We start from the raw sequence: 12,654 nt of genomic DNA on the forward strand, positions 1-12,654 counted from the left end.
GGTATTCATAGCACAGGAAGTCCCGCAAATGGGCTAGGGATGCATTAACCTGTAGAAATCAATACAGCCCGCACGTAAAGCTGAATCGATTTATTGAATTAAGGTAGTGTTAGTTGACATCATTCAGAGACCCCATCTATGACCGTATCCTGGACTCTTCAACGCTCTGAAATTCGGCGTCCGTTTTCGCGGGCGACCTGCCCCTGTTCGTGCATCGTTAAGTGATGAGAGGGGCAGCGTGAAGAAAATGGGATATGTGGGGGGCGTCTTTGCCTGCGACTCCGTAGCTTTCCCCAATCGGCATCACAAGCTAGCGGAGCACTTGAATTGGAGTTACGTTGGCATCGGCATACCACTTGAGATAGCGCAAACCCCTAAAATTTAAAAAAACTCATGAGCTTTGTATTTTTTGTCGTTTGAAAAACTGCATCAGCCTTGTCTCTCTGTTTCCGGCGCACCTGATGCGCAGTAATGGATTGTGAGCCCCAGCCCCCTACGCCAACCGCCTCATGGACAAATCCATCAACCCCATCAGATCTCTCTGTTCTCTCAGCGAAAGCACCAGCCGCGCGATGGAGCGGCTGCTTTCTACCTCGGACAAGGACAGCCCCTTTACATACAGCTGGATATCACCCGACTCGGGGTGGAGGAGCTTCACTGAAAAGGTTTCATCCAGCGCGACAACGCACTCGCACTTTGACGGCAGAAAGGCCGTTTCAAGAACGCGTTGAATATCGGGTTTTGAAAACATGGTGCGTCCTCTGCAAAGGGCTGGATCGTGATGTAAAGAGTAGACGAGTTTTAGGTGAATAGGTTTCCGAGCTGCGCAACTGCTGCACACGGCGCGGCGGGCTTTTTGTGGCGACTGCCCGGGACTGTTTTTTCTGATCAAGGTAACTGCCTGCAACGCATCACGCTGTCTGGTCTAAAGTACCCTCTTCTGAACTCCCCGAGCCTCGACCGACATGAATGAACGCGCACGTGAACTGGCGTCTCGTCTGATTCGCAATTTCAACGAGGCTCCCCTCGCACATGAAGTTCGTGAACCTCTCTATGAAAGCTCGGCAGCCCGCCTGGGCACAGGCACGGCGGCACAAAAGCTCGGGGCCTCGATTGATGTCGTGGCGCCGGGCAAGCGCTCGTGCCCTTATCACTTTCATCATGCGCAGGAAGAGATGTTCGTGATCATCGAGGGCGAAGGCAGTTTGCGTGTCGCAGGCGAGATGCTGCCGATCCGGACGGGTGACATCGTGTTTATCCCGGCGGGCTCCGAATACCCTCATCAGATAATCAACACCTCGCAGGCCCCGCTGAAGTACCTGTCGATCAGCACCCGGGAAACACCGGAGGTCTGTGAATACCCCGACTCGGGGAAGTATCAGGCGATGGTTTCAGTGCAGGGAACCCGGGTGTTTACCGCCAATCAGCGGACCACTGAAAACCTCGATTACTGGGAAGGCGAGCCCTGATTTCAATTGTTCATAAATTGTATCCGGCAGTTCACGCTTTTTTCACGTTCGCGGGTTTATTGTTAACTCAATTCCCAGCAAGACCTTAAGCCCGCTACCCCCCATCGCGGGCTTTTCTTTGTCTGCGATTTGAGCATGCAGCGTCTGGCATGGGTCAAAAGACATCAGGGACACGACTGCTCAAGCAAGCGTCGGGCAGACAGGGAACATCATGCAGAAAACGATTTCCAAGCCCTACCTCCCGGATGAAACCCTGCAATCATGAAAAATACCCTGAAAAAACTGCTCATCGCCGTTGCGTGTCTGGCGGCTGCTCCCGCGTTCGCTGCGTGTCAGATGACGCCGGTGGCGTATGACATGCCTTCGCAACGTTTGGACGAGGCCTTGCAGCAACTGGCGCATCGATCCGGCTGCCCGGTGAAGGTCGACCTGGGCGCTGACAGCAGCAGAAAGGTCAAGAAATTCAAGGGTACGTTCACGCCGGATCAGGCGCTTTGGCTGGTGTTGAAGAAAACCGGGCTGGAGGGCTATGTCGAAAACGACGGGCTCACCGTTGATCGTCGAGGCCAGGATTTCGTAAACCAGCGAGCAACTGAGCTACGCACGGCTATCGATGAGGCTGGCGCACGGATGGAGGCGAGAAAGAAGAAGCGCTTCCTTCATCAACTGGACACCATCGAGTCCGGCGCGAAGAAAGTGGTCCTTGAACAGAGCTTCGTCAGTGCCGCAGAGATGGCGAGTTACAAGCGTGACTTCGACGAGTTGTCGAGCCAGATACCTGACAGCAAGTGAACCTCCGATAATTGCGCTAACATTCGTCGCTTTTGACCAGACGGCCGCACGCGCTGTGGGATATCGATGAGAAAAACTGCCTTATTCATAGTGGCGCTGGCACTGCAACCGCTGGCTTATGGCGCAGGTAATGCAGAGGCCGGAAAAGCAGTCTTTACCCGCCTCTGCTCCGGCTGTCACAAGATCGGCCCTTCTGCACGCAGCGCATTTGGCCCACCCCTTAACGGCATTATTGGTCGTCAGGCAGGGCAACAGGAAGGCTACATCTACACCGACGCGATGAAAAACTCGGGACTGGTCTGGACGCGTGAAGAGTTGCGCACGTATATCAAAGACCCAGGCGAAGTCGTGCCTGGCACGCGGATGAAACTGTGGTGGATGGGCAACGATGAGCGAATGGAAGACCTGCTCGAATACCTGGACGCAAACAAATAATACGGACAGGTAGATAAACCGCCCTCGGTGTTTACCGAGGGCAGTCGCTCAGTTACTTATCCGGGGTGTACGGCGGGTAATCATCCTTGCTGCCCTTGTCAGTGGCTGGAGTCTTGGCGGGCTCGCTCGGATCGATTTGCGGGTCCTGGGTTCTCGGTGACTCTTCGTCAAAACCCGGATCATTCTTGTCTTCGTTGCTGCTGCCTGGCTTGGTGCCGGTCATGTGAGCCTCCACTGGTTAAATTCAGAACCTGATAGTCAGAAAGCGGATCAACATAGCCGTGCGATATGTCTGACGAACGGGGCCTGACAGCAAGGAGATATGGCGACACCCATAGGCAAATGGTAGCCTTGCGCCATGTAAGGAGAGAACCATGAAAAGGCTTTCAATCACGCTGGCAGTGTTAGCGCTGCTGGGTGCAGGCACGGCGTACGGCGAGATCTTCAAATGCACATCAGCGCAGGGACAGGTGAGCTATGCGTCGATCCCCTGTGACAACGCTGCACAGAGCGCGCTGCAGCGCCAGGGCCCGCCGAACATGCGGCGCGAGGGTGAGCCTATCGATTATGTTCACCAGACCAATCTCAAGGCCACTGAATACCTGAAGATCAGTGGCCGCACCCACGTGACGGTCTACGAGACGGAACGCTACAAGGCGTATCAACGAAACCGCCCGCCACCGCCGAACATCCCTTCGCAGTGCCAGAGCCCACGTTACGACAGCCAGTGCTTTGATCCGTCGGGTGGCATGTCTTCAAAAAAACAAGCGGCTCGCCAGGACGCCGCTCGATAAGCTATCGCGCGGTTTTCACATCGGCACGCACTTCGCTGATCTGTATCTCCGGGATCAGGTCGGTGTAGTTGGTGATGTCGGCATTGATCTGCTTTGAATGCGGCCCCATGCCGGCTTCAAAGTCTTCAATGGAATTGCAATAGATGTGGCACATGCCGATATACCGAGGCTCCGAGCCCGGCGTTGCTCCGCCTATGCCTCTGTCGACGCTGTAGCCCTTGCAGTAACTGCCCATCAGCTCTTGCACCAGCGGCAAGTGTTTGTCGCGATAGTAATCGTGGTCGAAACGGGCACCCTCTTCATACGCATACAGCACACTGACTTTGATCATCTCGATAGGCTCCTGAGTGAAGGATCAATACATTCGTCTGAGCACTTTAGCGATTATTGCGGCCGGGTGCTGACATCAATGACGTGCTCCCTCACAATCACGCCGTCTTGCCCCCTGCCCTGAAAAGCGGCCGGGCTATCGAAACGTTTTGAGGAACCCCGCATGAATACGCTTGAGTGGAACGAGGCCGCGCTGGCGAAATACCTCGCTACCCATCCGACCTTGAAGGACGAAATCAGCGCGTTGAGCCCGAAAGAGCAAAAGCAGCAATTACAGTGGGCTTTTGAAGATGAGGCCGAGAGCCAGGGCATCGAGACCTGGGAACTGGCGCTGGAACTGATTGCCGAGTCGCCCGAACAGTTGCAGAGCATGCGCCTTGAAGCACACCGCCAGGTGGCCGAGGCGCTGGGCATGGACTGGGAAGAATATTGCGGCTTCAATGATATCCAGCCATGACCCGAGCCGCCGTTGAGGGTAAATCGGCCATTGATTGGCGATCTACCGAGTGACTCATCAGTCAGCGCTTTACCTGTTCCTTATGGGTGAGTAACGTTTGCTCACTTCAATAAAGGAATCACGTCATGAGTGATCTGGTCTCGTACCATCTGGACGACGGTGTCGCCACGCTGACCCTGAACAACGGCAAGGTCAATGCCATTTCCCCGGACGTAATCATCGCGTTCAATGCTGCGCTGGATCAGGCCGAACAGGACCGGGCAATCGTGATCGTCACTGGACAGCCCGGCATTCTCTCGGGCGGCTACGACCTCAAGGTGATGACCTCGAGCGCCGAAGCGGCGATCAATCTGGTTGCTCAGGGCTCCACCCTGGCGCGCAGAATGCTGTCACACCCCTTCCCGATCATTGTCGCCTGCCCCGGTCACGCGGTTGCCAAGGGTGCCTTTTTGCTGCTGTCCGCCGATTATCGAATCGGTGTCGCAGGGCCATTCAGTATCGGATTGAACGAAGTGCAGATCGGCATGACCATGCACCACGCCGGCATCGAACTGGCGCGTGACCGGTTGCGTAAATCAGCCTTCAATCGCTCGGTGATCAATGCCGAAATGTTCGACCCTGAAGGAGCGATGGCCGCCGGCTTCCTGGACAAGGTGGTCAGCGTCGATGAACTGCAAGGCACCGCACTTGCGGTCGCCGCACAGTTGAAGAAGATCAACATGAGCGCGCACAAGAAGACCAAACTCAAGGTCAGAAAAGCCTTGCTCGATACACTGGATGCAGCTATCGAGCAGGATAGGCAACACATGCTGTGATACCCAATCGAAGCCCGCCCGCGCGGGCTTTTGTTTACCGGCGAACTCATACGCATTTGATCAATCTGATCAGCTACCGCGCATGTTTTTTGCGCCACTGACATATTGAAGAAGCGATAGCGCCATGGGTCGAGTTGTTGCAGCAGCGGTGTACAGCAAAGGCAAAAAAGTCCGCGACATTACCCTTGATGAGGGTGCCGCCTGGGCCGCCAAACCCGATCATTTCGTCTGGATCGGCCTGGAGCAGCCCAGTAATGAGGAACTGACCAGCCTGAAAGAACAGTTCAACCTGCATGAACTGGCCCTTGAAGATGCCATGGAGGTTCACAGCCGTCCAAAGCTGGAAACCTTTGGCGATGCGCTGTTTATCGTGACCTACGCGCCGGTACGCGAAAACGGCAAGCTGCTGTTCATCGAAACCCATATCTTCGCGGGCAAGGGCTATGTCATCACCTCGCGCAACGGCCATTCCAAGTCCTACGGGCTGGTGCGTCAGCGCTGCGAGGCCAGGCCGCTGCTGCTGGAGCACGGCGAAGACTTCGTGCTCTACGCCCTCCTGGACTTCGTCACCGAGAACTATCAACCGGTGACCGAAGCCATCCATGCCGAACTTGAACTGTTGGAGCAAAGTGTCATCGGCGGCTCATTGCGCGAGTCCGACATCCAGCACATTCATGCACTGCGCCGTGACCTTTTGCGCATGCGCCGTTATGTAGCGCCGATGGTGGAAGTGGGTGAAGAACTGCAGAGACTCAGTTTCCCGTTCATCGACAAGAACATGCGCCCCTACTTTCGCGACGTGGAAATTCATGTCAAACGGCAGATGGAAGACCTGGGCAACCTGTGTGACATCGCCAGCCAGACAATCGAAATCGGCCTGTTGCTGGAGTCTTCGAGGCAAAGCATCGTGCAGCGCAAGTTTGCTGGCTGGGCAGCGATACTGGCCTTTCCAACCGCAATTGCCGGCATTTACGGCATGAACTTCGAGAACATGCCGGAGCTCAAGTGGGAATACGGCTACTTCATCGTGCTGGGCGTCATTCTGGGCGGGTGTACGGCGCTGTTTGCCAGCTTCAAGCGCTCTGGCTGGCTATAGCACCGCCACTGCATTCCCGTTCAAACAGCCATGCGCCGGATCAGACAGACTGTTTTTCCGGCTTGTGCGCCACAAAGCGCATCATCCATTCTGCCACCGTCGTCCCATGATGGTCGTGATCCAGGCTGGCAACACCCTGTTGGTAAACCTGTTCGCCCAGCGCTTCCTGACGAAGATCAAGCAAGGTCCGGGAAAACTCGTGAATGAACTCGGGATGGCCCTGGAAACACAGCACCTGATCATTGATATGGTAGGCCGCAAATGGACAGAACTCGCTGGATGCAAGCACCGTTGCGTTCTCGGGCAGCGCGGTCACCTGATCCTGATGGCTGATCAGCAACGTGAGCTTGTCCATTGCTGGCGTCATCCACGGTCTGGCGGGTGCCAATTGATAGTGATGAATACCCACACCCCAACCCTGCACGGCACGCTCGGTCCTGCCGCCCAGGAGCAAGGCCAGCAACTGGTGACCGAAGCAGATACCCAGCAGTTTTTCGCCGCGCTGATACAGCTTCAGCAGATAAACCTTCAAGGTCTGAATCCAGGGGTCAGTGCCAAACGAGTCTGCCTTGCTGCCGGTCACCAGATAAGCATCGAACTGCTCGTCTGCAGATGGATAGTCCCCTTGCACCACGTTGTAAACCGTCAGCTCTGCAGCGATTGGCTGGCGAGCGAAGAGCAATTCGAACATCCGCCCGTACCCCTGATATTGCTCGACCAGTTCCGGTCGCAGGTTGTCGGTTTCCAGAATACAGATGCGTAAAGACATAAAAGAGGCCCTGAAACAATGATGAGGCAATAGCGCACGGGCAGAGCCTGCCTTGAAGGCATCGGCAAATCAAGCAGCACCCCGCGCCTTGTCGGAGGTTTAATGCACGTAGGAAAAGTCTGACCCGGACGAACGGTGCAAAGCTGACCGATGTGAATGAAGCGTCTAGCAAAGGCCTGAGCCTCTGGCGAGCAGTTGATTGATAACGTTAAGTTGCATAAGTAGACGTTTAAGTTCCCAACCGTTCTAAGGCTTGGGGCACCTCGGCTCTATTGTTAAATCTGTAACAGGAGGCGCGCAAAATCCTTTCAGCGCTCGGGCCAGCGGTCAAATGACCGGGTCCACCTGTTCAATGCGCACCCATGCCAGCGGTCGACTCTCTGCGTTGCGGAATAGACCTGCTTATGTCGCTCAGGAATAACAACAAAAGGCGGTCAGCCATGTTCAAGTTCAAACACTCCAAAGTACGTCAGGCGGGATTAATCCTCTTTACCACTGCGCTGTTATTGATCGTGCCTAACCTGAACAGGTTGTTCGGCTGATCTGACACGCTTTCGGTCAGTGTGTAACTGTGCCACTCTTTCCACTCGACTGAAGGAGACGCGCCTATGCGCCAATGGATTGCTGTTTTTGCACTTGTCAGCAGCTTCGCAGCCCACGCGGGCATGGTAGATCAGGCTGCAGCTGTGGCTGCGCTCAAGGAAGGCAAACTGGCGATGGATGTACGCAGCCAGACCGACTATGACGCTGGCACGGTATTGAATGCGGTACGGGTCGATGACCGGCGGCTGGTCAATCAGATGAAGCAGGTGCTCAACGACCGCAATGCGGTTTTCGTTATTTTCAGCAGCACCGACAGCAAAGCCGACAAGGCTCAGGAAAAGCTCAGGGCGGCGGGCTATTTCAGCGTCATCAATGGCGGTAATTACGAAGAGCTGCACAACGCGCTCTACAGCACCACCGACGACCCTGCCGAATAAGCAATGGCCGGAGTTTGAATTCCGGCCATTTCAGTGAAGCGCAGGTCAGTGCGTTAAAGCTACTGATGCTGCGCCTGGACCTGCACGCGGGTTTTCACTTTTGGCGTACCGGTCATGGGTGAAACCACGACCTTGGCGTGCATCTGTTCAGACCCGCCACCCCGGCGCATGCCCCGCACCGGGCAAGCATCCAGATAGTCCAGCCCTACCGCCAGCTTCAAATGACGCTCGGGAATGGCCAGCTGGTTGGTGACATCAAAACTGTACCAGGCGTCATCTATCCAGGCTTCGGCCCAGGCGTGACTGGATAAATGTTCGCTGTCTTCGCTGCACAGGTAACCGGATACATAACGTGCCGGCACCCCAAGACTGCGGGCGCAGGCCAGGAAGGCGTGGGTATGGTCCTGACAGACTCCCGAGCGTCCGGCGAAGGCTTGGGCGGCACTGGTGTCGACTTCGGTCGCACCCTGCGTGTAAGTCATGTGCTGGTTGAGCGCCTGCATCAGGTCGATCAATGCGCTACGGTCAGCGCGCTTGCGACATTCTCTGGCTGCGAAACTGCGAATCGCTTCGTCAGGCTCGGTCAGCCGGGTAACGCGCAAAAACGGTAACGCCGACTGGCTTTCGTGCTCGGCCTCGCGGGTTTCGTCGATTTCCACCTGCCCGCGCGCGCCGATGATGATCGCTTCGTGCGGCTCTTCAAGGCTCAGGACGTGCAGGATATTGCCGAAAGGATCAATCTGCGCGCGCACCGGGCGCGGCAACGTCAATTGCCAGCTAAGCACTTGCTGGCGCTCACTGTCGTGAGGCGTCAGGCGCAGATACTGGATACTCGAGCGCACCTGGTCATCGTAGTGATAGGTGGTCTCATGGCTTATCGAAAGTCTCATGCAGCCTCCAGGTACGAAGTGTGAATGGCATCACCCAGTTGGGCCAGCAGCGGAATGAATTCGTTCAACCACTCGTGCAGGCCTTCAGCCAGGATCTCGTCGATGCTGGTGTAGCGCAATCTCGCGTCCATCTCGGCGGCCATGCGCTGCGCAGGTCGGCCATTGACGCCGGGCAGACTGGCCAGAATGACGTCCATCTCTTCCAGACAGGCGCGCAACGAGCGCGGAATGTCAGCACGCAGCAGCAACAGTTCGGCAACCTGACGCGCGCCTGGCGCATCCCGATAGACTTCAGTGTAAGCCTCGAACGAAGACAGTGCGCGCAACAAGGCGCTCCACTGGTAGTACCCGGCAGCCGAGTTGTCCGCCGCAGCATTGGCCTGTGGCCCACGCAGTTCGAGCATCTCATAGCGGGCGTCGAGCATGCGCATGGTGTTGTCAGCGCGCTCGATGAACGTCCCCAGACGAATGAAACGGAACGCATCGTTACGCATGATGGTGCCGTAGGTCGCACCACGGAACAGGTGCGAACGCTCCTTGACCCACTCGCAAAAGCGACTCATGCCGTAACGGGTCAGACCCTGTTGAGCAATGCCGCGAATTTCCAGCCAGGTGGAGTTGATGTTCTCCCACATGTCGGCAGTGATACGCCCGCGCACGGCATGCGCACTGGCCCTTGCGGCGCCCAGGCAGCTGTAGATGCTGGCCGGGTTGGTCGCGTCCAGCGCGAAAAAATGCAGCATGCGCTCGGCATGCAGTTCACCATGACGCTCGATGTAGGTTTCCAGCGTTCCGGTAATCAGCAACGGCATGGCTATTTCATCCAGCCCGTCGCCCCGCCCGTCCTGCGGCATCAGCGACAGCGAATAGCTCACGTCCAGCATTCGGGCGAGGTTCTCCGCTCGCTCCAGGTAACGTGACATCCAGAAAAGATCAGAGGCAGTTCTACTTAACATTGGCAGGCATCCTTAATCCTCGACCACCCAGGTGTCTTTGGTTCCGCCACCCTGTGACGAATTGACCACCAGTGAGCCTTCACGCAAGGCCACTCGGGTAAGCCCGCCAGGTACGACGCGGGTTTCGCGACCGGACAGAACAAAGGGGCGCAGATCGATATGTCGCGGGGCTATGCCATTTTCGACGAAGGTCGGACAGGTCGACAGGCACAAGGTGGGTTGGGCGATGTACGCATGCGGCTTGGCCTTGAGGCGTGCCCGGAAGGCTTCGATCTCGGCGGCGGTCGCTGCAGGGCCGACCAGCATGCCGTAGCCCCCGGAGCCCTGGGTTTCCTTGACGACCAGATCGCCCAGGTTGGCCAGCACATGTGACAGCTCTTCCGGCTTGCGGCACTGCCAGGTCGGCACGTTCTTGAGAATTGGCTCTTCGTCCAGATAGAAACGAATCATGTCGGTGACGTAGGGGTAAACCGACTTGTCATCGGCAACGCCGGTACCAATGGCATTGGCCAGAACCACATTGCCGGAGCGATACGCGGCCAGAAGTCCGGGAACGCCCAGCATGGAATCAGGGTTGAACGCCAGCGGATCAAGGAATGCATCGTCAAGCCGACGGTAGATTACATCGACAGCCTTGGGACCGTCGGTGGTACGCATGAACACGCGGTCGTCGCGGACAAACAGATCGGCACCTTCAACCAGCTCGACCCCCATCTCGCGAGCCAGAAACGCATGCTCGAAAAAGGCGCTGTTGAAACGCCCGGGCGTCAGTACCACGACACTCGGGTTGTCCAGATGGCTGGAACTCTTGAGCGTGTCGAGCAACAGATTCGGATAGTGATCGATCGGAGCAATGCGCTGAGCCGAGAACAGCTCGGGGAACAAACGCATCATCATCTTGCGGTCTTCGAGCATGTAGCTCACGCCGCTCGGGGTTCGCAGGTTGTCCTCCAGCACGTAATACGTGCCATCACCGTCGCGCACCAGATCGACGCCGGAAATGTGCGAATACAAATCGCGGTGCAGGTTCAGGCCCTGCATCGCCAACTGATATTGCTCGTTGGCCAGCACCTGTTCGGCAGGAATTATCCCGGCCTTGATAATCCGCTGGTCGTGATAAAGATCCGCCAGAAACATGTTCAGCGCCTTGACGCGCTGTATACAGCCACGCTCGACAACACGCCATTCGCTGGCGGGGATGCTGCGCGGGATGGTATCGAAGGGGATAAGCCGCTCGGTGCCCTGCTCATCACCATAGAGTGTGAACGTGATCCCGGCACGGTGAAACAGCAGATCGGCTTCGCGCCTGCGTTGAGCCAAAAGCTCGGGAGGCGTATCACCCAGCCAGCGGGCGAACTCCCGATAGTGCGGACGGACTACGCCGCCCGCATCGTACATCTCGTCATAAAAGGTGCGGATCATGCCGTACTCCTTGTCACCATGGACACCAAGACCATCGCAAAGCCCGTGCCACCGGCATAAACGCTTTGATTTCAAAAGGTTAGGTAAACACTCGACGTTCTACGCACCATTCCTGTGCACTAAACGCCCAAGCCGATTATTTCGCGCCTCATTCGGAAGCGTCATTCAACCGTGAAATCTATGATCAGCATAGTCAGAGTTGATTTCCGCCAACAACATTAGTTCGCCACACTCCACAGCAACCGAGCAAACAGGGCACCAAACGCCGTTTTTGCGCTAACCGTTATTTTGTCCAGCAGGCGAAGAACGCGTGCGGATTTTAAACAGACTTCCCTTTGCGCCACTCATTTGAGTGGCTTTTTTTTGACCACTGTTTATGAGCGCGAAGCAAAAACAGAACCGGCCGATCCAGAACGTATCCCGAATCAGCCGGTAATGTGTTGCCTGACAATCAAAAGCCGTCAAGCGTGCAGTCTTCTGATCTCCTGAGTAACACCCCAACCTTCGACCTCACCGTCCATGGGCGAAATCACCATCTGAAAGTCCTGCTCGAAATCACCGATACCGTCATAAGTGGCGTACATCACTTTGCTCAACTGCAAGTGCCAGTTACCGTCATCACGTACGTTTACCTGAGTATTGAGGGATTCACCGCGAAATTGCTCTGCAGCCTGCCGTGCCCGCTCCTCATCCGGGAAGATGGCGTAAAACTCGATGGGATAGATTCGCGCGAAATCAAAACCGCCTTCTTTCATGCGGCGCAGTACGTTACTGCTGATGTCCTCTTGATAGGCTGTGCTCATGAAACGTCCTCCTATGCAACGATAGATAGAGTTTCAACTCTTCCAGAGCGACCGCCGAATCATCGGGGCCGCCGCACGACAGATAATCCGGCGTGGGGAATCAAGCATGTAGCTGACCAGACCAGGCTTGGCACAGGTCGGGTATCGAGATGTCAGAGGCCGTTTGAACAGCCTCATCTGCAGAGTAGACCCATCGTGGGCAGGATGCCAAGTGGTTGCCACGAAAAGCTTTTTGAATCACCGCAGGTCAGGCAACTTCTGTAATGGAAATGATCCGCACACTGTTATGGTCTTTAAGCGTTTTAACCGTAGGCTCGTCGGTGCGCCCGTCAAGATCATTGAGATCCAGCTCATCGGTGACTGGATACAGGTCCTTGCGCAGGAAACGCGCGGCCTCCTCCTCACTGGGACGCTCGTCAAAACCAGCCTCACGGAGTTGCTGCACACCATCCTTGTCCAGATACGAAATGGCCCACTGTTTCATCAATGCCTCCAGAACGAAGCCAGGCACTCTGGCTTATGTGATAAGGACCTTTTGGCCCTCGCATTCGTTCCAACGAATTACGCCGGACAGCCCGCGATGACGGGCAAAACAAAAGGCCCTCGCAATGGATGCCGAGGGCCTTTTGTGTGCTGCTGATCCGAC

17 protein-coding genes are annotated in these 12,654 nt (G+C 56.2%); 8 read left to right on the top strand and 9 right to left on the bottom strand.

Features of this window, described 5'->3' with window-relative positions; translation table 11 throughout:
* Positions 1-493: 493 nt before the first annotated feature.
* A complete protein-coding gene (locus RYA97_RS04500; protein ID WP_004661336.1) occupies positions 494-751 on the bottom strand; it encodes a DUF1652 domain-containing protein in 258 nt (85 codons plus the stop codon).
* A 214-nt stretch (positions 752-965) separates the two neighbouring features.
* Here RYA97_RS04500 and RYA97_RS04505 point away from each other — a divergent pair, with 214 nt between their 5' ends.
* The 3 genes from RYA97_RS04505 to RYA97_RS04515 all read left to right on the top strand — a co-directional run bounded on the left by RYA97_RS04505 (position 966) and on the right by RYA97_RS04515 (position 2,696).
* Positions 966-1,469 (top strand): cupin domain-containing protein, encoded by a 504-nt coding sequence (locus RYA97_RS04505; RefSeq protein ID WP_219171198.1) that lies wholly within the window; start codon positions 966-968, stop codon positions 1,467-1,469.
* 261 nt (positions 1,470-1,730) lie between these two features.
* Positions 1,731-2,261: a hypothetical protein gene (locus RYA97_RS04510; RefSeq protein ID WP_316891960.1), complete on the top strand. Its 531-nt coding sequence runs from the start codon at positions 1,731-1,733 to the stop codon at positions 2,259-2,261.
* Between the two features lie 66 nt (positions 2,262-2,327).
* The gene (locus RYA97_RS04515) at positions 2,328-2,696 is read left to right on the top strand and encodes a c-type cytochrome (protein ID WP_316891961.1); all 369 of its coding nucleotides are present in this window, start codon (positions 2,328-2,330) and stop codon (positions 2,694-2,696) included.
* Between the two features lie 52 nt (positions 2,697-2,748).
* On the opposite strand, the gene RYA97_RS04520 is transcribed toward RYA97_RS04515, so the two are convergent.
* The gene (locus RYA97_RS04520) at positions 2,749-2,919 is read right to left on the bottom strand and encodes a DUF6021 family protein (RefSeq protein ID WP_316891962.1); all 171 of its coding nucleotides are present in this window, start codon (positions 2,917-2,919) and stop codon (positions 2,749-2,751) included.
* A 151-nt stretch (positions 2,920-3,070) separates the two neighbouring features.
* Between RYA97_RS04520 and RYA97_RS04525 the strand changes: the two genes are divergently transcribed.
* Complete coding sequence (locus tag RYA97_RS04525; RefSeq protein ID WP_005782994.1) at positions 3,071-3,490, top strand: DUF4124 domain-containing protein; 420 nt, start codon at positions 3,071-3,073, stop codon at positions 3,488-3,490.
* A 1-nt stretch (position 3,491) separates the two neighbouring features.
* Here RYA97_RS04525 and RYA97_RS04530 read toward each other — a convergent pair whose 3' ends face one another.
* Positions 3,492-3,821 carry an EthD family reductase gene (locus RYA97_RS04530; RefSeq protein WP_316891963.1) on the bottom strand — a complete coding sequence of 110 codons (330 nt, stop codon included), beginning with the start codon at positions 3,819-3,821 and terminating at the stop codon, positions 3,492-3,494.
* 162 nt (positions 3,822-3,983) lie between these two features.
* Here RYA97_RS04530 and RYA97_RS04535 point away from each other — a divergent pair, with 162 nt between their 5' ends.
* The 3 genes from RYA97_RS04535 to RYA97_RS04545 all read left to right on the top strand — a co-directional run bounded on the left by RYA97_RS04535 (position 3,984) and on the right by RYA97_RS04545 (position 6,188).
* Positions 3,984-4,277 (top strand): DUF6388 family protein, encoded by a 294-nt coding sequence (locus RYA97_RS04535; RefSeq protein WP_004664517.1) that lies wholly within the window; start codon positions 3,984-3,986, stop codon positions 4,275-4,277.
* Between the two features lie 125 nt (positions 4,278-4,402).
* Positions 4,403-5,092: a crotonase/enoyl-CoA hydratase family protein gene (locus RYA97_RS04540; RefSeq protein ID WP_005744361.1), complete on the top strand. Its 690-nt coding sequence runs from the start codon at positions 4,403-4,405 to the stop codon at positions 5,090-5,092.
* A 124-nt stretch (positions 5,093-5,216) separates the two neighbouring features.
* On the top strand, positions 5,217-6,188 hold the full coding sequence (locus RYA97_RS04545) for a magnesium and cobalt transport protein CorA (RefSeq protein ID WP_004664514.1): 972 nt from the start codon (positions 5,217-5,219) through the stop codon (positions 6,186-6,188).
* A gap of 40 nt (positions 6,189-6,228) precedes the next feature.
* On the opposite strand, the gene RYA97_RS04550 is transcribed toward RYA97_RS04545, so the two are convergent.
* Positions 6,229-6,957, bottom strand: a complete 729-nt coding sequence (locus tag RYA97_RS04550) for an amidotransferase (RefSeq protein WP_316891964.1) — start codon at positions 6,955-6,957, stop codon at positions 6,229-6,231.
* A gap of 608 nt (positions 6,958-7,565) precedes the next feature.
* Here RYA97_RS04550 and RYA97_RS04555 point away from each other — a divergent pair.
* Entirely contained in the window at positions 7,566-7,937 is a 372-nt protein-coding gene (locus tag RYA97_RS04555; RefSeq protein ID WP_002552861.1) for a rhodanese-like domain-containing protein, read from the top strand.
* A 59-nt stretch (positions 7,938-7,996) separates the two neighbouring features.
* Here RYA97_RS04555 and RYA97_RS04560 read toward each other — a convergent pair whose 3' ends face one another.
* The 5 genes from RYA97_RS04560 to RYA97_RS04580 form a co-directional block, all read right to left on the bottom strand.
* Entirely contained in the window at positions 7,997-8,827 is an 831-nt protein-coding gene (locus RYA97_RS04560; RefSeq protein WP_002552860.1) for a transglutaminase domain-containing protein, read from the bottom strand.
* On the bottom strand, positions 8,824-9,783 hold the full coding sequence (locus RYA97_RS04565; protein WP_003371559.1) for an alpha-E domain-containing protein: 960 nt from the start codon (positions 9,781-9,783) through the stop codon (positions 8,824-8,826). The genes RYA97_RS04560 and RYA97_RS04565 overlap by 4 nt, the downstream gene beginning before the upstream one ends.
* Positions 9,784-9,795: 12 nt before the next feature.
* Positions 9,796-11,205: a circularly permuted type 2 ATP-grasp protein gene (locus tag RYA97_RS04570; RefSeq protein WP_002552858.1), complete on the bottom strand. Its 1,410-nt coding sequence runs from the start codon at positions 11,203-11,205 to the stop codon at positions 9,796-9,798.
* A gap of 461 nt (positions 11,206-11,666) precedes the next feature.
* Positions 11,667-12,008, bottom strand: a complete 342-nt coding sequence (locus RYA97_RS04575) for a ribonuclease E inhibitor RraB (protein ID WP_002552857.1) — start codon at positions 12,006-12,008, stop codon at positions 11,667-11,669.
* 247 nt (positions 12,009-12,255) lie between these two features.
* Complete coding sequence (locus RYA97_RS04580) at positions 12,256-12,492, bottom strand: hypothetical protein (protein ID WP_002552856.1); 237 nt, start codon at positions 12,490-12,492, stop codon at positions 12,256-12,258.
* Positions 12,493-12,654: the final 162 nt, after the last annotated feature.

The sequence above is a fragment of the Pseudomonas syringae group sp. 26L6 genome, from assembly GCF_032587815.1.
Lineage (GTDB): Bacteria > Pseudomonadota > Gammaproteobacteria > Pseudomonadales > Pseudomonadaceae > Aquipseudomonas > Aquipseudomonas amygdali.